Origin of the sequence: Alsobacter soli, assembly GCF_003004785.1 — a bacterium.
In the GTDB taxonomy this organism is placed as follows: domain Bacteria; phylum Pseudomonadota; class Alphaproteobacteria; order Rhizobiales; family Beijerinckiaceae; genus Alsobacter; species Alsobacter soli.
The window spans coordinates 15579-36308 of the sequence record NZ_PVZS01000002.1; the positions used below are offsets into that span (position 1 = coordinate 15579).

The 20730-nt window shown below is 65.8% G+C and carries 22 protein-coding genes and 1 pseudogene; 5 read left to right on the forward strand and 18 right to left on the reverse strand.

All coding sequences use genetic code 11. The features are described 5' to 3' along the window. Window positions 1-315 precede the first annotated feature (315 nt). Window positions 316-825, forward strand: a complete 510-nt coding sequence (locus SLNSH_RS24440) for a hypothetical protein (protein ID WP_146140153.1) — start codon at window positions 316-318, stop codon at window positions 823-825. Between the two features lie 494 nt (window positions 826-1319). Here the strand turns inward: SLNSH_RS24440 and fcl are convergent, their stop codons facing one another. Together fcl and gmd are read right to left on the reverse strand one after the other, a co-directional pair. After that, complete coding sequence (gene fcl / locus SLNSH_RS01690; protein ID WP_106334929.1) at window positions 1320-2279, reverse strand: GDP-L-fucose synthase; 960 nt, start codon at window positions 2277-2279, stop codon at window positions 1320-1322. Beyond that, window positions 2269-3339, reverse strand: coding sequence for a GDP-mannose 4,6-dehydratase (gene gmd / locus SLNSH_RS01695; RefSeq protein ID WP_106334930.1), 1071 nt, complete (start codon window positions 3337-3339; stop codon window positions 2269-2271). Before gmd ends, fcl begins: the two co-directional genes overlap by 11 nt. Window positions 3340-4092: 753 nt before the next feature. Between gmd and SLNSH_RS01700 the strand changes: the two genes are divergently transcribed. Continuing rightward, window positions 4093-4578, forward strand: coding sequence for a hypothetical protein (locus tag SLNSH_RS01700; RefSeq protein ID WP_146140154.1), 486 nt, complete (start codon window positions 4093-4095; stop codon window positions 4576-4578). 64 nt (window positions 4579-4642) lie between these two features. Here the strand turns inward: SLNSH_RS01700 and SLNSH_RS01705 are convergent, their stop codons facing one another. Both SLNSH_RS01705 and SLNSH_RS01710 read right to left on the reverse strand, forming a co-directional pair. Further along, window positions 4643-5695 (reverse strand): hypothetical protein, encoded by a 1053-nt coding sequence (locus tag SLNSH_RS01705; RefSeq protein WP_106334932.1) that lies wholly within the window; start codon window positions 5693-5695, stop codon window positions 4643-4645. Window positions 5696-5709: 14 nt separating this feature from the next. Further along, window positions 5710-6126 (reverse strand): hypothetical protein, encoded by a 417-nt coding sequence (locus SLNSH_RS01710; protein ID WP_106334933.1) that lies wholly within the window; start codon window positions 6124-6126, stop codon window positions 5710-5712. Window positions 6127-6797: 671 nt separating this feature from the next. Here SLNSH_RS01710 and SLNSH_RS01720 point away from each other — a divergent pair. After that, window positions 6798-7199, forward strand: a complete 402-nt coding sequence (locus SLNSH_RS01720; protein WP_106334935.1) for a hypothetical protein — start codon at window positions 6798-6800, stop codon at window positions 7197-7199. A 1273-nt stretch (window positions 7200-8472) separates the two neighbouring features. On the opposite strand, the gene SLNSH_RS01725 is transcribed toward SLNSH_RS01720, so the two are convergent. From SLNSH_RS01725 to SLNSH_RS24785, 3 genes and pseudogenes are all read right to left on the reverse strand, one after another. Beyond that, entirely contained in the window at window positions 8473-8925 is a 453-nt protein-coding gene (locus SLNSH_RS01725; RefSeq protein WP_106334936.1) for a pyridoxamine 5'-phosphate oxidase family protein, read from the reverse strand. Between the two features lie 371 nt (window positions 8926-9296). Then, window positions 9297-9587: pseudogene (locus SLNSH_RS25275) on the reverse strand (septal ring lytic transglycosylase RlpA family protein); the annotation flags it as partial. A gap of 789 nt (window positions 9588-10376) precedes the next feature. Further along, window positions 10377-10523: a hypothetical protein gene (locus SLNSH_RS24785; protein ID WP_158266635.1), complete on the reverse strand. Its 147-nt coding sequence runs from the start codon at window positions 10521-10523 to the stop codon at window positions 10377-10379. Between the two features lie 319 nt (window positions 10524-10842). On the opposite strand from SLNSH_RS24785, the gene SLNSH_RS01735 reads away from it, so the two are divergent. Beyond that, a complete protein-coding gene (locus tag SLNSH_RS01735) occupies window positions 10843-11295 on the forward strand; it encodes a Ros/MucR family transcriptional regulator (protein WP_280954444.1) in 453 nt (150 codons plus the stop codon). A gap of 327 nt (window positions 11296-11622) precedes the next feature. Here the strand turns inward: SLNSH_RS01735 and SLNSH_RS25680 are convergent, their stop codons facing one another. From SLNSH_RS25680 to SLNSH_RS25545, 4 genes are all read right to left on the reverse strand, one after another. Then, window positions 11623-11835 (reverse strand): FCD domain-containing protein, encoded by a 213-nt coding sequence (locus SLNSH_RS25680; RefSeq protein WP_425352966.1) that lies wholly within the window; start codon window positions 11833-11835, stop codon window positions 11623-11625. A 21-nt stretch (window positions 11836-11856) separates the two neighbouring features. After that, entirely contained in the window at window positions 11857-12492 is a 636-nt protein-coding gene (locus tag SLNSH_RS01745) for a hypothetical protein (RefSeq protein WP_106334940.1), read from the reverse strand. A gap of 225 nt (window positions 12493-12717) precedes the next feature. Further along, window positions 12718-12843 (reverse strand): hypothetical protein, encoded by a 126-nt coding sequence (locus tag SLNSH_RS25540; RefSeq protein WP_280954445.1) that lies wholly within the window; start codon window positions 12841-12843, stop codon window positions 12718-12720. Next, on the reverse strand, window positions 12840-12974 hold the full coding sequence (locus tag SLNSH_RS25545; protein ID WP_280954446.1) for a hypothetical protein: 135 nt from the start codon (window positions 12972-12974) through the stop codon (window positions 12840-12842). The genes SLNSH_RS25540 and SLNSH_RS25545 overlap by 4 nt, the downstream gene beginning before the upstream one ends. Before the next feature lie 297 nt (window positions 12975-13271). Between SLNSH_RS25545 and SLNSH_RS24790 the strand changes: the two genes are divergently transcribed. After that, window positions 13272-13439, forward strand: coding sequence for a hypothetical protein (locus SLNSH_RS24790; RefSeq protein ID WP_158266636.1), 168 nt, complete (start codon window positions 13272-13274; stop codon window positions 13437-13439). 943 nt (window positions 13440-14382) lie between these two features. Here the strand turns inward: SLNSH_RS24790 and SLNSH_RS01755 are convergent. The 7 genes from SLNSH_RS01755 to leuC are packed head-to-tail and all read right to left on the reverse strand — an operon-like array spanning window position 14383 to window position 20684. Then, on the reverse strand, window positions 14383-15132 hold the full coding sequence (locus SLNSH_RS01755; protein WP_106334942.1) for an ABC transporter permease: 750 nt from the start codon (window positions 15130-15132) through the stop codon (window positions 14383-14385). Next, window positions 15129-15881 carry an ABC transporter permease gene (locus SLNSH_RS01760; protein WP_106334943.1) on the reverse strand — a complete coding sequence of 251 codons (753 nt, stop codon included), beginning with the start codon at window positions 15879-15881 and terminating at the stop codon, window positions 15129-15131. Before SLNSH_RS01760 ends, SLNSH_RS01755 begins: the two co-directional genes overlap by 4 nt. Further along, window positions 15878-16696, reverse strand: coding sequence for an ABC transporter ATP-binding protein (locus SLNSH_RS01765; RefSeq protein WP_106334944.1), 819 nt, complete (start codon window positions 16694-16696; stop codon window positions 15878-15880). Before SLNSH_RS01765 ends, SLNSH_RS01760 begins: the two co-directional genes overlap by 4 nt. Then, a complete protein-coding gene (locus SLNSH_RS01770; RefSeq protein WP_106334945.1) occupies window positions 16693-17685 on the reverse strand; it encodes an ABC transporter substrate-binding protein in 993 nt (330 codons plus the stop codon). The genes SLNSH_RS01765 and SLNSH_RS01770 overlap by 4 nt, the downstream gene beginning before the upstream one ends. Window positions 17686-17740: 55 nt before the next feature. Continuing rightward, window positions 17741-18637, reverse strand: a complete 897-nt coding sequence (locus tag SLNSH_RS01775; protein WP_106334946.1) for an isocitrate lyase/PEP mutase family protein — start codon at window positions 18635-18637, stop codon at window positions 17741-17743. Beyond that, entirely contained in the window at window positions 18634-19269 is a 636-nt protein-coding gene (leuD, locus tag SLNSH_RS01780) for a 3-isopropylmalate dehydratase small subunit (protein ID WP_245421963.1), read from the reverse strand. Before leuD ends, SLNSH_RS01775 begins: the two co-directional genes overlap by 4 nt. After that, entirely contained in the window at window positions 19266-20684 is a 1419-nt protein-coding gene (leuC, locus tag SLNSH_RS01785; protein ID WP_106335160.1) for a 3-isopropylmalate dehydratase large subunit, read from the reverse strand. The genes leuD and leuC overlap by 4 nt, the downstream gene beginning before the upstream one ends. Window positions 20685-20730 lie beyond the last annotated feature (46 nt).

A 20730-nucleotide genomic window follows, 5' to 3' on the forward strand; every position in this document is an offset into this window, starting at 1 on the left:
AGCCGAGGCGCTGGACAAGTTTGCGCAAGCGATGCGCTCGCTGCTGCGCGCGGCCGGTCGCCCCCGAGGGGGCGCTTGCGGTCGGCTGGCGCCAGGGACGCCGTTCCGAATTGGGGAGCTCCCGGCGCCTGTTTGCAAGTGGAACGGCTGCCGCCGGCCAAGGGGTGACCTGACCCATGAGGCATCTCCGGAAGCAGCCGAAGTTCGCTCACGCCCTGCATCCTTATTAACCCTTAAGCGTTTAAGACGAGGCTCGGGTTGGGCCGTGTAGCGTGTGATCGGGGCGGCCAGTCGCTGGCCCGGGTGGGGGAGCCGATGACAGACGTGAACCTAGGGGCGCTTAAGGCGTTGCGGGAGGAAGTCCACCTGCGCTTGCAGGCTCAAAGCTCCGACTACCGCAGTCTGATCGCCTTGGACTCGGCGATCCGCAGCGCGGAGGCGATGACCGCCGACCCCGAAGCTTCTGACACGAGTTCAGGTGCGCATTCAAGCGCGCTTGATCTCGCGGGACGGGTGACGCAACTCGAGGCGGCCCAGCGAGCGCTTCAAGTTCGCGGCGAGCCGCTGCCCATCGACGAGCTCCTTCAATTGGTGCCCGCATTTGGCGGTAGGCCAGGAACTCGGGCCTCGCTGTCGTCCAGCTTGTCGCAGTCGGTGGATTTTCGCAGTGTCCGATTCAACAATCGGTGGTGCTGGTGGCTGACGAAGCCGCCGCCCCAGGCGGAGGCCGACAAGGTGCGCTCGACCCAAGCTTCCGGTCCTGCGCGTTCCAGTCGCTGGCGGCAAAGCTCACGGGCGGCGCAATGGCGCGGCCGCAATCACTAGCTCGCTGGGAGTTCAAGTCCGCCCTGGCAAGGAGGCGACCATCGCGGGCTCCGGGCCCTTGAACGAACTCTGCCGGGAGCCCGAGGCGGCCCTTGCCTACACACGGTCAAAAGAGGCGCCCGAGCGCCAAAACGGCAAGCCCAAGCACAAGCGCCCACGCCAAGGTCAGCCCCAAGCCTGCCAAGAGAACAGCTGTAGTAATCAGCCGGAATCGCTTGTCGCGGTGCAAGGCAGTGCGCCCCAATGGACTCGAGCCCAGTGTGTGAGGCTGGCGTTGTCGCAATCCTTCCAGGACCGCTAGGATTGGCGGGATGCAGGTAAGCCGATTGGGGGAGGGCGCCCGGGGAGGCCTCTGCCAAAGCTCGAGGACGGCGCTCGCCAAAGCCGAGGCGATGGCGAACTGGGACCGGACAAGCTGGACCGACCACTCAGGGCTGCCGCCGGAGATGCGGCGATCAGGTCCACCGGCTCAGGTCGGCGAGCCAGCTGCTGGTTCAATTCTGCTGTTCAGCCACGTGGTCCAGGAACCACTGGTACGTATCGCGGATCCCCTGATCGAGATCGATCCGCGGCGCCCAGCCCATGCCGCGGAGCCGGTCGGCGCTCATCAGCTTGCGCGGCATTCCGTCGGGTTTGGAGGGATCGGTCCTGATCTCACCCTCGAAGCCGACCACGGCCGCCACCCGCCGTGTCAGATCCAGAATGCTCAGGTCCCAGCCTGCTCCCACATTGACGTGCTCGGCCCCCGAATAGGTCTTCATCAGGAAGACGCACGCATCGGCGCAATCGTCGACATGCAGGAATTCGCGCATGGGGGAGCCTGTGCCCCAGATAGTCAGATGCGAGGCGCGCGCGAGCTTGGCCTCATGCGCCTTGCGTATCAACGCCGGGAGCACATGGCTCGATTGCAGGTCGAAGTTGTCGCCCGGGCCGTAGAGATTCGTCGGCATCGCGCTGATGAAGTCGCTGCCATGCTGCTTGCGGAACGCCTGCGCGAGCTTGATGCCCGCGATCTTGGCCACGGCGTACCACTCGTTGGTCGGTTCCAGCGGGCCGGTCAGCAGAGCGTCTTCGGTGATCGGCTGGGGCGCCAGCTTCGGGTAGATGCATGAGGACCCGAGAAACAAGAGCTTGCCGACCCCCGCCTGCTGCGCGGCATGGATGATGTTGCACTCCATGACCAGGTTTTTGTAGAGGAAGTCGGCCGGATACGTGTCGTTGGCCAGGATGCCGCCGACTTTCGCGGCGGCGAGGAAGATCACGTCGGGCCGCTCGGCTTGCACCCAGCGCTCGACTTGCGCCTGGCGCTCCAGATCGAGCTTCTCGCGCCCGGCCGTCAGGATCTCGCAGCCTTCGTCGGCCAGCCGCCGCATCAGGGCGGAGCCCACCATGCCTCGGTGTCCCGCCACCCAGACGCGCTTGCCCGCGAGCGGGTAAATGACCTCACTCGGCATTGCGGCGCTGCTCCTTGGCGACCGTGATCATGTCGGCGGCGACCATTTCGGCGCACAATTGATCCCACTTCGTCTCATGCACCCAGCCGAGGCGCTCCTTCGCCTTGGTCGGATCGCCGATCAGCAGATCGACTTCGGTCGGCCGGAAGTACCGTGGATCCACTTCGACCAGCGTGCGCCCGGTGCGGCTGCACAGGCCTTTTTCCTCGACCCCACGACCGGCCCATTCGATGGCGATGTCGACCTCGGCAAAGGCCCGCGTCACGAAATCACGCACCAGCGTCGTTTCGCCGGTCGCCAGCACATAGTCGTCAGGCTGGTCCTGCTGGGTGATCAGCCACATGCCGCGAACGTACTCGCGCGCATGGCCCCAGTCGCGCCGGGCGTCCAGATTGCCGAGAAACAGCCGGTCCTGGAAGCCTTGCTTGATGGCGGCGACGGCGCGCGTGATCTTGCGCGTGACGAAGGTTTCGCCGCGCAGCGGGCTCTCGTGATTGAACAGGATGCCGTTCGAAGCGTGCATCCCATAGGCCTCCCGGTAGTTGACCACGATCCAATAGCCATAGAGCTTCGCCGCCGCATAGGGGCTGCGCGGATAGAACGGAGTCGTCTCGCGCTGGGGCACCTCCTGCACGAGGCCGTACAGCTCCGAGGTGGAAGCCTGATAGAACCGGGTCTTGTCCTTAAGGCCGAGGATGCGGATGGCCTCGAGCAGGCGCAAGGTGCCCACCGCGTCCGCGTTGGCCGTATATTCCGGCGTTTCGAAGCTCACTGCCACATGGCTTTGCGCGGCGAGGTTGTAGACCTCGTCCGGTTGGGTCTGTTGCATGATCCGGATGAGATTGGTGCTGTCGGTAAGATCGCCGTAATGCAGGATGAAGCGACGGTCCTGCTCGTGCGGATCCTGGTAGAGATGCTCCACCCGACCCGTGTTGAAGGAGGACGAGCGGCGCTTCACGCCATGCACGGTGTAGCCCTTGGAGAGAAGCAGCTCTGAGAGATAGGCCCCATCCTGCCCGGTTGCCCCAGTGATCAGTGCAACCTTTCCATTGTTCGCCATGGCCCTGTCCCTTGCGAGTGTCTGAAGCTGCGCCGTTCTAATGCGGGCGGCCTCGCGTCTTTGAAGCAAAGCAGACTGTAGACCCGATTGTACATTAGGAACGGGCGCCTTGGTGAATGCCTTCTCGTGCTCTAGGCGCCTAGCTGTCGGCTAGCACGACTGCCTACTCGGAGCAGGTTTAAAGGGCCATGCGCGAAAATCGCTGTTTGGCCTTCGAGAATGGCGAGGGCGACCCGCCTGGTGCTTGGGCGAACTGTTACCATGCCCGAAGCACGTACCGACTGATGATCCAGAGGAGCGCCGCTGCCCAGCACAGTGTAAGCGCCGCCCCGGTAACAAGGACGGCGACTGTTAAAATTTTGAGCCCTCGGGGCTTTTCGGGACGTCGCAGGTCTGTGCTCATGGGCTCTTCCGATCGATAGCCGAGCCAGTGCATTTTGGGGGCCATGCCTGCCGGCTCGAAACGAGCGCATTTCGCCCCACAACGAAACCGGGCTGGGCGCCGCCGTGCCCGGCTGGCCTGCGGGGGCGATGCGGTTGGCCCCAAGCCGAACAATCATGCTTGTGGGGTCGAACGCCAGGTCCAGCATCGCCCCTGAGGTCATGGATCATCGGGCAACGCGAAGCGCGTGCTGGCGGACGAGCACGATTGGCCTGACGCGCTCAGCGGCAGGGCCTCAGGCGTAAGCACTAGCGCTAAGTTGTCTTCCTGGGGATCGCTCCTAAGCTCAAATGAGCGTGGGAGGGACGCCTGTGAATCGCGATCTCACAAGGGAGATGGCGGCGCTTATCGAGCGTCTGCACGCGGGCTTGCTGAATTCCTCGCCGGAGTATCGCTTGCTGTGCAGGCTGCAGGCGGCGGTTGCTGACGCCCAACGGAACGCGAATCCTGCCGGAACCGCCGAGCAGGCCTTAAGGGCGGAACCTGAGCCCGCGCCGGCCGCGGCGCAAAACCGATCTTTGCGCACGACTGTGCACGCGATCCTGACGGCCGAGGCAGGACCGCTCCCCACGGGGGAACTCCTTCGGCGGTTGATGGGCAGGGGCATCACACTCAACGCTCGCAATCCCAGAGCTGCATTGTCCTCCAACCTGTCGCAGGACAGCCGCTTCGAAAACGTGATGTCCGAGGGCAAGCCCATGTGGCGGCTCAGGGAGCCGCCGCATGGACCGCAGCAGCCGTCGGGCGCCGTCGTTCGCGGGGCCCAGAAGCGCACGAGAGGTCACGGCCGTCGCTGAATAAAGACAGGACGTGCCACGCCCGCTGGCGCGGCACGCCCGAGTGGAGAGTTGCCAGGCTGAGCTACTTGAAGAGCTCGTTCACGTCCTCGGTGTTCGATCTGTACTCAAGCCGGCCCTCCTTCAGAACGTGCTTCAGGTAGGCCTGCAGCAGCAGGGCCGAGTCGATGGAGAAGTTGTAGCCTTCGTCGAACCGTCCCTTGTTGCGCTGGATACGTCCGCTGGTGGCGCCCTCCTCGCTGACCTGGAAGATGACCTCGGTCGAGGACTTCCCGTCGAGGCGTTTGCCCTCTTCGGGGCAGTTCAGTTCGGGAAAGCAGACCACCCGCTTGCTGACGTATTTCCGGACGCGGTTCTGATGGGCGACCTTGGACCATTCGAAGGTCTTGAAGAGCGCCTTCTGGGTGCGCTCGAGTTCGTCTGCCGTCATCTCGACGGCGGACCGCGTCTTCTCATTGGTGGAACTCGGGTCGATGAACCGGAAGCGGAACACCAGCGTGCCATCGTCGCGCACGTACGGCTCAACCCAGAATTCGCCGGTTTCAGGTGTGCCTGGGATGTAGTAGGGCACCTTTGGATAGATCTCGGAGGCCTTGCGGGCTGTGAGATACTGGTCCTGGTCTTCAGGCCGGATCGAAGTTGAATACTTCGACAGCTCCGTGAGCTTGCCCCTGAGTTTGCCGCGCAGCTCCGCTGCGCGGCTCTTGAGCACCACGACTGTCTGCTCGGTCGCCTCCGCCTCCACGCCCGTGAGCCCGGACCGGATCCTCTCCTGCTCGGCCACCACCGTATCCAGCAGAAGCGCTTGTCCCTTGAGATCCGAAGCCTCGTTGGTCAAGCCCTGCACCACGACTGTGACGTTGGTGTTGGTCACATTGGTGACGGTGGCAGGCGCAGGTGGCGGCGTCGAAGGCCGGCCGGTTCGGACCGTCTCGAACTTGTTGAAAAACTCGTCCGAGACCGGCACGTAGTTCGAGCTGCCATGCTTCTTGCAGTAAGCTCGACCATTGGTCGCGCGCTCGCAGCCGTACAAGCCATCGATGACGAGTTGCTGAGCCTGGGCTTCAAAGGCGAGACTGCCGATGAGGGCAGCCAGGACGAGACTCAACCTGGACATGGCGTCTGGTCCGTTTACGAGAAGCAGACGGTTTCGACGGACTTGCCCTGCTTGCCGTCAGGCAGCTGGATCGTCTCCTCGACCTTGGAGCAGCGCTTGCCGTCCGCGCTGGCGACTGCGCCCTTGTTGACGTACCGCGCCTTCTTGCCGGACTTGCCGTGCGTGGACCAGGAGGCGGACTTGCCCCGCGCCGCCTGCTGCAACGCCTGTTGCCGCTGGTTCTTCTCCTGGGCCGTGAGCTGTTCCAGGATCGTGCCCATGGCGACGCCGATGATCGCGCCCGCTACGGCCCCGCCGCCGCCGCGCGTGCCTCCCAGCGCCGCCCCGACGGCGCCGCCCATGATCGAGCCGAAGCCCACCTGCGCTTGGGCCGACGGGATGCTCGCCGCGACGAGCGAGCAGGTCAGCGTGAATGCGATAAGTTTCTTCATCTGTTGCCTCCTTGGCTTAACGCCGCGAGGACACTGGATCAAAGCTCCTTACCAGCGCGTCAAAACATTGAACTTGGGCGGAGAATCAATGCAACTCTGGCTAATGTAATATGTCGGTCTGCGTTAAAAGCAACTCATTGGCCTAAACGTGCGAGCGAGCTAAACGGGGAGGGTGGCCCAGCGCGGGCGATCTTCCCGCCCGGCTTCTCGATGCAATCGCTTCCCGAGGCGACCTCTTCGCGGAAGCAGAACTCGCATTGGGCGAGTGCCAGAAGTGTTCAAAAGAGGAGCGGGCGCTGAAAACCGCAGATAGTTCGTTTTGATTAGGGCCAACGTACGGGTGCGCCATTTCCGAGAACGATTCCTTTCAAGTTAGGTTTACGGGCAAGCTGTTTTCTGGATGTCGACCATGTCCTCAGCAATTCAGGCCAGCCTCGAGGCGCTTAGGTTGGCTCTCGCGGCCGAAACCGGAATCCAGATTGATGAAGAGCGTTGGTCGAACATGGACTTCGCGAACAAATGCGCCTGGATCATCGCCGTGCTCAGGGCGCTCATAGGGGGCGAGGGTTCGGCCGATACGTTTCAATAAGGGTCGAGGCCCGCGCATCGCCACGAGAAAAGCGCATTTGCTCAGCCTAATCAGCGCTGCAAAACATGGAGCTGCTCCGAACATGGAAAGCGGCGTCAGGACCGCGCTTTCAGGGCTGATCGAGACGCTTCGCTCGACGCTGGCCTTGACCAACCCGGAATTCCGTCTTCTTGTTTCCCTTGAGCAGATCTTATCGGAGTTCAAGGAGGCGCAGCGCCCAACGGCGCCGTCTTCCGACCGGCGCAGGCTCGCCTCGACTCGGCGAAAAAGTCTTCGGACCGCAGTCTATGAGGTCCTGGATCGCGCCAAGACACCGCTGCCGATCTCGGAGATTCAAACACGCCTCGATGCGGAAGGGCTGCGTCTCAAGGCGAAGCGGCCACGAGCCACGCTCTCATCCAACCTGTCACAAGACCGGCGGCTCGAAAGCGTCTCCATCGAAGGTCGGCCGATGTGGCGCATCAAGCCCGCCCAGACCGCGTGACCATCGATGCTCCGAGCGCCGGCCAAGCACGGCTGTGAATGAGAACTGCCGCTGGCCAGGTGAGCGAGAGTTTCAATCCCGCGCCGTGCGAAGCCCCCCCTGCGCACCGCCAGCTCGAGTCCGTGCAAGGCGTGCCGGCGGCAGTGATGCGGGGCACGAAACAATGCGTGCCGTCCGGTTCTGGGGCAGGGCTTAAGCTGGAAGTCCAACTCACCTTGTGTCATATCCGATGGAGACACGAGCGAGACGAGCAGAATGCGACTTCCGCCAAATGCCCTGTCCACCTGCATCCTTCTTCTGGGCGCCGCCATACTCCTTCTGGACGGCGTGGCTCTTGTCTTCCGCAAGGGGGCGAATGTACTCGGCGTAGGGCGTTTATGGGCCATCGGTGGCCGTTCAGGGTCTCTAAGCCTGCTCGAACAAAAGCTGCCGCCTTCAGCTTGAGGGCTTGTCAGTCGCCAAACAAATTGCGTGCGACGCACAGAATGCGCGTCCACCAACGGGCAGGGACGGGATCCTCGTCCATCGGGAGCTGCAATTGGCGAGCGAGTTAGGATGAACTTCGTCCGTTTCGGCGTATGAGCCCCTTGGACGCAACGGGGGCGGCGACTGCCGCGACGACAAGTCCGATCGAGCCGATCAAGGCGCCGGCAAACGCCCACTCGTGGCCACCAAGCAGAGCGCCCGTGGAAGCTCCGATCACGCTTCCTGCGAAGGCCAGAGCCGCAAGCCCAGCGATCACTCTGGCACCTCACCCGCAAGAGACGCGAACAGGTTAAGTTTGCAATCATTGACTTTGGGCTAATGCGAGCACGCCTGCCGGCGAATGCCAATGCTTTGTGACTGCACCTTTGCGCAGCCGCGCACCTAATGGTCGCCGGCTTTATCGGTTTTCGCCTGCAGCATGCCCGTCGGCCTTCGCGGCTAATCGGCTAGGGGCCGCGAGGCTGGTCAGGGTCGAGGGATGCAGACTGCGTCCGCAGCAGCAGCGGAGAAGCGAGCCCACCCGAGATTCAAGATCGCGTGGGCTCGCCCCGGAGTGCAGGCATGCGTAGCCCTGCAGGAATGAGGCTAGGGCCAAGCCGTTGACGAACTTTGAATCTGCGTTCACCCACTGCAGGCTTGGCGCTCAAGCCGCGGCGATCATGGCGCCTCGCCAGCGAATGCCATGCACCATCGCGGATGCAGAGGAATCAGTCCTGAGCCAATCGCGATTGCGCGCGATCCCCCCGCCGGCCTTGTCAAACCTCGGCGAGTTCAAGCCCTGAACGTCTCAGCAGGCCACGAGTTCGGTGTGTCCAAAGCCTTTCGAGTAGTCGATCAGGCTGATCACGACGGGGGCCACCCGGAAGACAGCGACGTCCTCTGGCTTCGGCATAGGAAGCGGGACGCCCTGCTGCGCCGGGTATTTCTGCAAGAGCAGTTCCAGCGCTCTCTGGGCTTCGGCCGGGTCGGTGACGAGACTCGCGTGAGCGGCCATGGACAGGCCGGTGATCTCCATCACCTGCGGCGTGTCATGGTCGATGGTCAGGGAGACGCGATCATCGCGAGCCAGGTTCGCGGCCTTCTGGCTCTCCCGCCCGCAGAGGAAATACAACGTCGTGTCGACATTGGCATATCCGACCGTGGTCACCTGGGGCCATCCGTCCGGCCGGAGCGTGGCGATGGACATGTCCCGATGCTGCTTCAGCAACTCGAGAATTTGAGCTCGAACCGCCTCTTCCATGGTCGCCTCCAAAGGACATCGTTGGCTCCCATCATGAGCCTCTGGAGCGACCGGATCTTGATCGGGCGCAGAGGGTTCGGCGAGGCGCAAGCCAGCGCCTGCCGAGGTCTGCGCACCCCACGCGTCCTGACGTGGCGTGTAAAGCGTACACCCTCCAAACCGCCAGGACGCTATGAGCCCGAGCGCCGAAGCTAGGCAGCGCCGTGCGCGCACGCGACGAACCGGTGATGTCCTCGACGAGACCTGCCGGGTCGGTGTGCACCAGGTCGGCGGTGGCCCCCCGAACCGGCGCATCTGCTTCGCCCACGGGTGTCGCTATTACACCTTCTCGCACCACCCGGGGCCCGCTGCGCATGATGGAGCGGCAGTGCTCAAGGTTTCGCCAACTGCGCTCCCTCGGCATAGAGCGCCACGTCGCCGATCCCTTGGATGCCGAGAGCGCGCGCCGCGGCGCGCGACAGGTCGATGACGTGATAACGGCTTCTCCCCCGCGGCCCCATGCGGTCATTGATGAGGACGACCACGGAGCGGCCATTTCCACGATTGGTCACCCGCACGGATGTCCCGAAGGGTAGCGAGGCGTGAGCGGCGGAGAGGCCGTCGGGGTTGTAGACCTGGCCGCTCGCGGTGCGGCCTGGGTGCTGATACCACGTCGCGCGACCTCTCGCGATGAGCACGCCCCGGCGCTCATCCTTCGCCGTCTTGACCGTCCCCGTCGTCGGTGACGAAGGCTGAATTGGGGGGTGCGCCTCTGAATGTTCGGTGAGGGTGGCGGTCTCCGAGGGCAGCGGAGGCGGCGAGTGGTCAGGAGCAGAGATGGGGCTCGTGCCTGCTTCCGCAGGCGGGATGATCAGGCGCTTCAATGAGGAGGCGAATCCCTGCCCGGTGTGGGGCTGTGGGGCAGCCGCCTCAGCGCCGGTTGGCGACTGGTCGCCCGAGTCCGAGATGGGAAGGGCAGGGAGCCACTGGCTGACCTCGGGCCGCGCAAAAGCCGGCGCGCTTGTCCGGGCCATCGCGAAGGGGTCGGGGCGCCCCAGCTTGAGCTCAGGTGGCGCCTGCGCGCCCGACGGGCTGGCTGTGAATAGCAGTGCCAGGCTCAGGCAAAGGCCGGCGTGATGAGGATGCGAGAGCTGTGGTGGGCGTGTCTTGATCATAGGCCGCACTCCAATGCGGTCCCCTCCGGCGTAATATTCGTCAACGAACGACTTTGTTCCCGGTGTCGTTGCCCCCTGAATCCCCTCGTTCCGGGAGCGTCAGTCGGGGCCGGGTGAAGCGCCCAGACCGGGCGCGGCAAGGACCAGCCATTTGGATCTCACGCTTCAGGGCGCGCGCATTGCGTCATGCCGGCAAGATCAAATTCAAGAATGGACAGCATGTCCGCGGGTGCGGAAACCCGGAAGCAGGTTAGTAGGGGGGCTGCAGCGACAGCGGGCAGCGATACCAAGCTCTCGCTAGGCCCCCCTTTCGTCGTCCGCTTGCTCCATCGCCTGCATGGCGTCCAAGAGCTTTTGAATTTCGACGGGAAGAGGCTCCAACGTGATCGGCTCGAAGGTGTGCCGGAGCGCTTCGGCGAGAGCGACGGCTGTTTCGTCGGGCATGATAGTGCTCCTGATCGAAGCAGCTCCGGTCTGTTTCACAGCCGGTGAAAGTGTAATAGCGCCAGTTTTCCAATCGCCGTGCAGTTGCGCACAGGAAAAACCGGCAGCCGTCATCCAATTTTAGCGCGACAAGCCAGCACGCCGTCAAACGAGATCGCGGCAGCCGCGGTCACCTCGTGAGCTCCATCTTGATCAGTCAGTTGGATCAAAAGAAAAAAGCTTGCTTATGCGAGGGACTGAAGCTTAACGTGCGCCCGCCCATAATGGAGCGACGCAAATGTCCCCCACGAGCACAAGTCAAACATCAGGAATTATCGATATGGTCGCAGACATCGTCTCGGCCTATCTCTCGTATAATAAGCTGACCCCTGCCGAGCTGGCCCCCCTGATCCAGAGCGTTCACACTGCGCTGACCGGCGCGGGATCGGAGCCAGACATCCAGCCCGAGCCTTTGGCGCCCGCCGTACCGGTGAGGAAGTCCGTAACGCCCAACGCCATCATCTGTCTCGAGGACGGCCAAGCGTTCAAGTCCATGAGACGGCATCTCATGACCAAGTACGGCATGACCCCGGCCGAGTACCGCGCCAAGTGGGGTTTGCCGAAGGATTATCCCATGGTGGCCCCGAATTACGCCGCGCACCGGTCGAAATTGGCGAAGGCCCGGGGCCTGGGGCTTGACCGCAGGAAGCAGCCTGCGCCGGCACCGCAACCTGTGCCCGCCGCGGCTCCGGCGAAGCGCGGCCGGTCGAAGAAAGTCGCTCAGCCGGCCTGATGTCTCGGCCCGCGCGGGAGGGATCGCGCGGGCCCCTCCCGGCATCAGCGCGACCCTGACCAGATTGCTCGTCATAGCCTCTGGAATCCATGGGGTTCGAGAATGCCCATGAGCTCTTTGCCGCCTCGGCGGCGATGGGCGGCGTAGATTTCCCGGGCCTTGGCGGAGGCGCCGGCAAGAATGACGTCCGCCACCTTCCGGTGCTCGGCCGTGGACACTTTCGGGATCGCTCGAAGCGAAAGCGTGAACATCCTGGCCGGTGGGCCTGCTCCGAGACGGTCATGATCAGCGCTGCCAGTCGGCCGCTGCCGCAGAGCCGGGCGAGGTTCATGTGGCACTGCTCGTCGGCCGTGGCCAGGCCTTTAGATCCGCCGCGGGGCCGGCCAGGGCCGTCTCCATGTCGTGGCAGGCTTGCAGCAGCGGGGCGATCTCCGCCGCGGGCGGCCGGCGCCTAGCGAGCAGTTCGACCGCAGTCGGCTCGAGGCTCGTCAGGATCTCGTATATCTCCCGAGCGCGGCGGCTGGGCCCTGGGGGAGCGATCCTGGTCCGGGTCGTGCCGGCTCACGCCGGCGGCGGCGTTTCCCCCCGGGCCGCCGGTCCCAGCCGGAACGCTGGCAACCGGGGCAGCCCCGTGGAGGTGAAGTCTCGGGTGAGCCAGCCAGAGTGGACCGCTTTGGCCGATGCGAAGAGGAGACCCTGCACCAGGAGGCCGAGTTCGCGCCGGGGAACCACGATGTGGTCGCCATAGGGGTCGCAGAGGATGGGGCCCTCGACGTGATCGACGACCCAGTGGGCCCAGTCGTCCGCATCGCTCCACGGGGCCGGCGCCTGGAAGGCAGCAGGGCCCGCAGTGATGATCTTGTCGGCCCAGGCGTCGACGATGTGGACGATGGCTGCCTCGGACGTGTCCCAGATGTGGGGCTCGATCTGGACCCGCAGATGCTCGTCGTAGGAGCTGCCATGGCCCTCGCGCCAGGCGCGTGCGCGCCGGTCCGCCAACCCGCCCGCGAGCGCCTCTTCGAAGCTCGCTGCGATGAGGAGGCCCTCGATGTCGGTGATGAGGCTCTGGCGCCCGGCGTTCCAGTCCGTGACGAAAGCCTCCAGGCTCAGCTCGGCGATCGTCGCCAAGGCGGAGTTGCGGCCCGCCTCGTCGGCGTCGTTGTCGTTGCAGGGGGGGATGGTGGTCGCGTCGGACATGCGATTTCTCCGTTCAAAGAAGCGAATGTGCGAAGCCTGCCGCTTCGGAACGCAAGGGACCACCCCGTCTCAAAAAAAAATTTGCATCCGCCACGCGGTGCTATCCCAAGGGTCAAGGCGGTCAGGTGACCTCCGGCGTGCTTCGTTCCCGGGCGGCTTCGGTCAGAGCTGCTATGAAGCCGGCTTCGGCACCCGTTTGGGGGCAAGAGCCCCACCCCGAACGCTTCAGAATCGCGCCTGGACCCGCTCGTTGAGGCTGACCAAGGTGCCGCTCGCCACCCCGCCGAAGCCGGCCAGAAGCACGGGCAAGGCCAAGATCAGATCAACCTTGTGGCTGCCGATGGCGCTCACTTGCAGGAAGCCCAGCCCGCGCTGCGAGTAACATCTCGCCACAGAGTGCCGATCAGCGTCATGTCAAAGCCGATGAGCAGGCCCGCGAAGATCTCCGGCATGGCCACTTTGAGCTGGCCAGACGCGACCATGTCGTAGGTCCGTCGGACGTCATCTGGCAACGGACGCCATGCCTCTTCCTCTGCTACGCATCTGGTCGCCCAGGCATTCCCCCTCTTGAGTACGGCAATCGAGGTAGGCTTCCACTTAAGCCATGGTCGGCATTGCTGGCGCACGCGCCTAGAATGCTTGCAATCCCGGGCTGCCCCCCGCCTCCGGGATCGGGGGCATGGACTACAATGGTCGACGGGTCTTTTCGGACGTGGAAGCCCAGCAGGCTAACGAGGTGGCTGCTCCTTGCGCCGCTTGTCTTGGCCGTTGCGAAGCTGATGGAGTCGCAGCTCGGCCTCTGGGCAACCTGCGCCATCATGTTTCTGTGCGGATTGGGCATCGGGCTGGTGTTCGAGTTCGGGCTGGCCGCCGCCCGGCGCTTGTCGGTCGGGATCACCGAGGCGGAGCGCGACCGGCTGGCCCCGGGAAGGGACCGGCGCGGCTAGGCGCCCGGGGAACTCGATCCATCGCAGGCCGTTTTGGCCGCATTCCACGACACGCAGCAGCTCGGTCCTGTCGCGTTCCTGGTTCAGTGGTACGATTCTGCTTCGCACACTAACGGCAGCGACCACATAGATCTCGCCGCTCCTGCACACACAAACACACACCGCCGTTGCAGCCGAAGTCAGTGTGCCGTTGCCGGACCGGGATGCATGATCGCGTCGTTCTCCCGTCCCTCGACGATGAGCATGCCCGCGAGCCCCCTTTCGAGGCGCGAGAGCGCGTCATCCACCAGGGCAGTCGCGGGGGCGGTGTTCTGGCGCAGGCGGAACGTTTACGAGACGTTGCCCTGGTTGGTTCTGGGTGAAGAGTTGGCATCCCCGAAAGGCTCCCTGCGGGGTGGTCCCTAAGTTCGACTATCCTCAGCTTTGCAGAAGGTGCCGGACAGGAATAATCCTGAAATCCTCTTCTGGGCTGCGGCCGTGGTCCTGGTCAGGTTGGCGTTAAGTTGCCTCCGAGTTGTCGCTTCCAGAGGGCGGGAGTGTTTGTTCCCGACCGCCGATGATGGACCCGCGCGATACGATCTCTCCTTGCGCCTGAAGGCGAGGCGCACGCGAATCCGGTCAATTGTAGGGATCCGGAACTGCCCGGGCGCGCCCTAGTTAGCCCGCGATGATGAGCGTCAGATCCGCTACTGGAGCGCCTGAAGCGAGCCGCTTCAGTGTCCTGTTCGTCGGGGGGCGAGGTCTGGCACTGGCCAGCCTCGACGCCTATCGCCGCATTGTTGCAGGAGGGGGAGGCGAGCGTACCCAAAGCTGCAAGGAAAAACGGGCTTGGAGCCGGGATTCGCAAGCGGTGGACCCGAGGGCGAGCGCATTGGCCCGCAGTCCCCGCCTGCTCGCGGCAGGAGGATCGCGAGGGGCCAAGTGAGGTCCGAACCGATCCCCATCAGGTTCGCGCCTGCAGGCGCTTGTTGAGACTGAGCAGCACCGCGCTGGCCACGCCGGCGAACCCCGCCAGCAGCACGGTCAGGCCCATGATGAGATCGACGTTGTGGAGCCCGATGGCGTTCATCAGCAGGAAACCCAGCCCGCGCTGCGACGCGAACATCTCGCCCAGCAGTGTGCCAATCAGCGTCAGCGAGAAGCCGATGCGCAGACCGGCGAAGATTTCCGGCATGGCCGCCGGCAGCACGATGCGCAGGATTGCCTCTGTAGGTGGAAGCCGCAGCACCCGCCCCGTCTTCAGGTAGACTTTCCGGACGCTGCGTACGGCGGCCATGGTGAACAGCGCGATCGGAATGATCCCGTGGATCGCCCCGAAGGCCACCTTCGCGGAGATCCCGAGCCCGAAGGCGAGCAGCAGGATCGGATAGAGCGTGATCTTGGGGATGGAGTAGACGGCCACCAGCACCGGTTCGAACACGTCGCTCATGAAGCGGTTGAGTCCCAGGCTGAAGCCGATCGAGAGCCCGATGGCCACGGCCAGCACGAGAGCGAGGCCGAAGGCCCGGCCCGTCTCCGCCAGGTGTGGCAGGAACTGCGGCGAGGTCATGAACCGCCCCATGAAGGCGGCGGTCTGCAGCGGCGAGCGCAGCGCCACGTCGCCGACAACCCAGTACAGCGCCTGCCAGAGGACCAGCAATCCAACCAGGAGCGTCAGCGCATTGCGGAAAGGGCCGGTGATGAAGCGGCTCATGCCAGGCCTCGTCGCGCCAGGATCCTCTTCTCCCACCGCGCGATCACTATGTTGATCGTGATCGAGACGAGCAGGATCAGCACGATCAGCGGGTACATCGTGGCGTTGTCGAAATTCGTGTAGGCGAAGCTGATCTCGTAGCCCATGCCGCCGTTCGACATGATGAACTCCGCCCCGATGATGCCGATGAGCGAATAGGCGACGGCGAGCTTCGCTCCGGTCAGGATGAACGGGGCGGCGCAGGGCAGGGTGACCTGAAGCGCCGTTTGCAGCGGCGACAGCCGGTTCACCCGCGCCGTCTTGAGCAGCACGCGCGGCACGCGGTCGAGGCCGTTCAGGGTGTTCACGATCACCGCCACCACGCCCAGCATGGCCCCGATGAAGATCTGCGGCGCGTCGCCCAGGCCGAACAGGACGATCAGGAGCGGGTAGAAGGCGAAGACCGGGATGGCGTAGTAGGTGGCGAACAGCGGGTCGAGCGTGTCCCGCAGCCGCCGGAAGCGGTGAATGACCAGCCCGCTCGCGACGCCGAGCGCCATCGCGACTGCGAAGGCGGCCGCGGCGTTGCCGAGCGTCTTGGCGATGGCGCGGTTAAGCGAGCCGCTGGCGAGCAGCCGCCAGAGGTCGATCAGGATCTTGTGCGGCGGCTGCATGGTGATGCGGTCGATGACGCCGGCGAGGCACAGGGCCTCGAGCGCGGCGACCGCGCCCAGCAGCAGCAGCGTGCGCCAGGTCGCGGCCCGCGTCATGCGGCGGCGCCCGCGTGGCCAAGCGACTTCATCGACTCCGCCCGCAGCGAGCGCCACAGCCGGGCGGTGATGGCCCCGAAGGCCTCCTCCTCGACGATGCGGCTGTCGCGGTCCCGGGGCCAGCCCGTCTCGACCACGTCAATGAGCCTGCCCGGGCGGGCCGACATCACGCCGATGCGGTCGGCCAGCATGGCGGCCTCGTCCAGCGCGTGCGTGATCAGGAAGACGGTCGCCCCCGTCTTCCGCCAGAGGTTCAGGACCTCATCGCCCATGAGCAGGCGGGTCTGCTGGTCCAGGGCGCCGAAGGGCTCGTCGAGCAGGATGAGCTTCGGCTCGGTCACCAGGGTGCGGGCAATGCAGACGCGCTGCCGCATGCCGCCCGAGAGCTGCGCCGGGTAGCTGGCGGCGAAGGACGCGAGCCCCATCATCGCCAGCGCCCGTTCGATCCTGCGGGTCTTCTCGTCCGCGGGCAGCGGCAGCCGTTTCAGCCCGAACGCGATGTTGTCGCGCACCGTGAGCCAGGGGAAGGAGGCGTCCTCCTGGAACACGACGCCGACCCCGTCCGGGATCTCGCCCCGAATCGGCCGGCCCTCGAAGGCCACCTCCCCCCTGGACGCGGTGGAGAGGCCTGCGATCAGCTCCAGCAGCGTGGACTTCCCGCAGCCCGAGGGCCCGACCACGGCGAAGAACTCGCCGCGCCGCAGCTCCAGGTCGAGCGGACCCAGGGCGTGCACGGGCCGCCCCGACGGGCCGGGCGGCGGAAAGACCTTTTCGCCGCCGCGCAGCAGGACCAGGGGCGTGGGGACATCCCTCATTTCAGCGCCTTGAGATCGTCCGGCAGAAACTGGGTGTCGACGAGCGTGTGCGCGTCGACGTCGCCCGAGATGGCGCCGACCATCTTCTGCACCTCGATGGCGCGTTTCAGGCCGTCCATATGGAACTGCCCGGGGCCCCAGTATTCGACCCCGTTGGTCTTGCTGTCGACGAGACTCTTGACGGCGGCGCGGGCCACGGCGGGGTCGAGGTTGTAGACCTTCGCCACGATGTCGCCCGCCTCGTCCGGATGTTCCTGCATGTAGGCCACCGCGCGCCGGCGGGCCCGGATCACGCCCTTGATGAACTCGCCCTTGGTCGCCGCAGCGGCGCCGGAGGCGGCGCCCAGGACGTTGGCGATGGGCGGCAGCATGTCCGAGGCCTTGGCGATAGCCCGGTACTTGTCCTTGTATTTCGCCCAGAGGGGCTCGGGAACAGGGGCGACGTCGACGAGCCCGATGTCGAGGGCCGCCACGCCCTCGCCGAAGCCGCCGGTCTTGACCAGCTCGACGTCCTCCGTCTTCAGTCCGCCGGACTGCAGCACCAGCGTGGCGAGCGCCTGGCTGGTCGAGCGCGGATTGGTGTAGCCCATCTTCTTGCCCTTCAGGTCCTTGACGGACTTGATGGGCGAGTCGGGCTTCACGGCCCAGACGAATTCCGCCACCGTGAGCACGTTGTCGCTGATGAACTTGATGTCGGCGCCCTGCTGCACGGCCGCGATCACCGCGTTGGGGTTCACCTCCGCGTAGGGCGCGTTGCCCGCCAGCATGTTGCGCAGCGTCGTCCCGCCGCCGGCGCTCGACAGGATGCCGGTGACGTTGGCGCCCTCTTCCTTGAAGAAGCCCTTCTCCATGGCCACTGCGAACGGCATCCCATTCGCCGAGACGCCGTAGTTGCTGACGACGATCTCCTCCGCGCGCGCGCTCGCGCTCGTCAGAAGGGCTGCGGCGCAGATGGCGCCCAGCAGGGCGGTCCTCTTGTGGTTCCTCATATTCTCCTCCCGTGGTGTCCGTCTTGTCGCGGACGATGAAGCCAGGCTGGGCTGGTCAGGTCGCGGTCGTTGTTCGCGGCGCGTGATTCTGCTCGATGTGCCGCCACCGGTCGAGATCGACGGCCTTGTCCAGCGTGGCGCGCGCCGCCGCGCCGCCGGCGAACGGTTGCATGGGCGCTGATCCGTCGGCGTGGCCCCGCAGCGCCTGCAGGGCGTCCCGAAGCGTGGCGACAAGGCGGAACATCAGGCTGGCCGGATAAGACACCTGGCTGAAACCCATCGCGCCCAGGTCCGCCGGGCTGATCCAGGGCGTGTCGCCCCCCTCGAACATGGCCGCAGACAGATAGACGCCACGAAAGGCGGCGCCGACCTTCCGGTAGTCGTCCTCCGTCTTCAGTCCGGCGATGAAGACGCCGTCCGCCCCGAGCTTCAGGAAACGCTCGGCCCGCCGCATGGCGGCGTCGAGGCCCAGCGGTCCGTAAGCGTCGGTGCGTCCGATCACGAAGGTCTCCGCGGAGCTGCGAACGGCGAGCGCCGTGCGCAGCTTGGCCTCGATGACGGATTCGTCGACAACGGCCGCCGCCTTGTCGGCCCGTTGCTGCTTTCTGTCCCGGTCCTGGTCCTCCAGGAGGAAGCCGCCGACGCCGATGGCCTCGTAGGCCGCCACGAGGCGGGCCACGCTCTTCACGTCTCCGTACCCGTCGTCCGCGTCGGCGATCAGCGGCAGCGTGGACGCCGCCGCGATGTCGCGCAGGCCGTCCACCATGTCGGTGAGCCCGATCAGCCCGATGTCGGGATAGGCCCGCCGCGCCGCGAGGAGGGCCGAGCCGCCGACCGAGATGGCGCGGAAGCCGGCCTGCTCGATCAGCCGCGCCGAGAGCGCGTCATGGGCCAGTGGCGTGACCAGCGGAAATTCGGCGGCGAGCGCCTGGCGCAGGGTGGCGCGGTTCATCGGGACGGCCTCTCCATCAGGCTCTCGGGAAACAGCCAGGGCGTTGCCGCCCGACTCCGGTCGAAATGGGCGTCGATCTCGGGCTGCATCGCCAGCGTGATGGCGATCTCGTCGTCGCCGCGCATGAGCGCGCGGGCCCGCGAAGCGGGAACAGAGACGGCCCACCGGGTCCCGTCCGGCCCCGTTATCGTGCCGGAGGCGAGGTCGACCGCATAGCTGGCGGGGCCGGCGGCGGCCGCCCGGCGCAGATCTTCGAACGCGTCGGCGTCGATCACGCCCGCCACCAGCCCGTTCCGGAAGGCGTTCTCGTAGAAGATGTCGGCGAAGCTCGGCGCCAAAACGCAGCCGACGCCGAACTGGACCAGGGCCCAGACGGCGGCCTCGCGCGAGCTGCCGCAGCCGAAGTTCTCGCCGGCCAGCAGAATCCGCGCGTTCCGCCATCCGGGCTGGTTCAGAATGAAGTCCGGCCGCTCGCTCCCAGCCTCGTCATAGCGCTGGGAGCCGAACAAGCCGTTTCCGAGATCGGCGGTCGCGGTCCGAAGCCAGGCGGAGGGAATGATCTGGTCGGTGTTGATGTTGGGCGCCGGCATCGCCGCCAGCGTCCCGACCACCGTGCTCACGGGACGCCTCACGCGCGCGCCTCCTTGCGGATGTCCACGATGCGGCCGGCCAGCGCCGCCGCCGCGACCGTGGCCGGGCTCGCCAGATGGGTGCGGCTGCCGGGCCCCTGCCGGTTCTCGAAGTTGCGATTGCTGGTCGCGATGCACCGCGACCCGGGCGGGGCCACGTCCTCGTTGATGCTGACGCACATGGAGCAGCCCGCGTCCCGCCACTCGAAGCCGGCGTCGCGGAAGATCTCGTGGAGGCCAAGAGCCTCGGCCTCTCGCTTTACTGCCATGGAGCCTGGAACCACGAGGGCCCGCACGCGCGGGGCCACCTTGCGCCCTCTTACCACCGCCGCCGCGGCCTGCAGGTCCGAGAGGCGGCCATTGGTGCAGGAGCCGATGAAAGCGATGTCGATGGGCAGCCCTTCCAGGGGAACACCGGGCGCGAGCTCCATGTAGCGGAGGGCCTTGGCCGCAGCCTCGCGCCGGCCGGCGTCGCCATAGGAGGCAGGATCCGGGATGCGGTCGTCGACGCCGGCGACGTCCTCGGGCGTGGTGCCCCAGGTCACCTGCGGGGCGAGCCTGTCGCATTCGATCGCGACGTCGCGGACGAAAGCCGCTCCCGGGTCGGAGTGAAGGCTGCGCCACGCGGCCATCGCGGCGTCGAACGCAGGCCCCCGCGGAGCGAACTCGCGCCCGCGCAGGTAATCGAACGTCTTCTCGTCGGGGGCCACGAAGCCGAGCCGCGCCCCAAGTTCGATGGACATGTTGCACAGGGTCAGCCGGCCTTCGACCGGGAGGGCCTCGACGGCCGAGCCGGCGTATTCCACCGCCGATCCTCGTCCGCCCGCCACGCCCAGTGCGCCAATGGCGCGCAGGATCAGGTCCTTGGCGACGAGGCCGGGTGGGATCCGTCCTTGGAAGCGCACGCGTATCGGCTTGGGCCGGGAGAGAGCCAGCGTCTGGGTGGCCAGCACGTGCTCCACCTCGCTGGTGCCCACGCCGATGCCGAGCGCGCCGAGGCCGCCCACCGTGGAGGTGTGGCTGTCTCCACAGGCCAGCACGCAGCCCGGCTGGGCAAGGCCCAGTTCAGGCGCGATCACGTGGACGATGCCTTGCCGCGGATCATCCACCCCGAAATGTCGGATTCGATGCCGGTACGCGTTGGCGCGCATGAGCGCAAGCAGTTCGCGGCCCCCGGGGTTGGTGGCCTCGTCGCGCCCGGGCGCGGTGGAGACGATGTGATCCTGGGTGGCCAGCGTCAGTTCGGGCCGCCTGACCCCACGGCCGGCGCGCTTCAGGTTCTCGAACGCGACCGCGCTGGTCGTCTCCTGGAGCACGTGCCTGTCCACGAAGATGAGGTCGCGGCCGTCATCCAGGCGCCGCACGAGGTGCGCGTCCCAGATTTTTTCGAACAGCGTCAGGGCGGGGACACCCGTCATGCCAGCCGGCCCAAGCGAAGGGTTGAAGCCCGGGCGCACGTGGGCG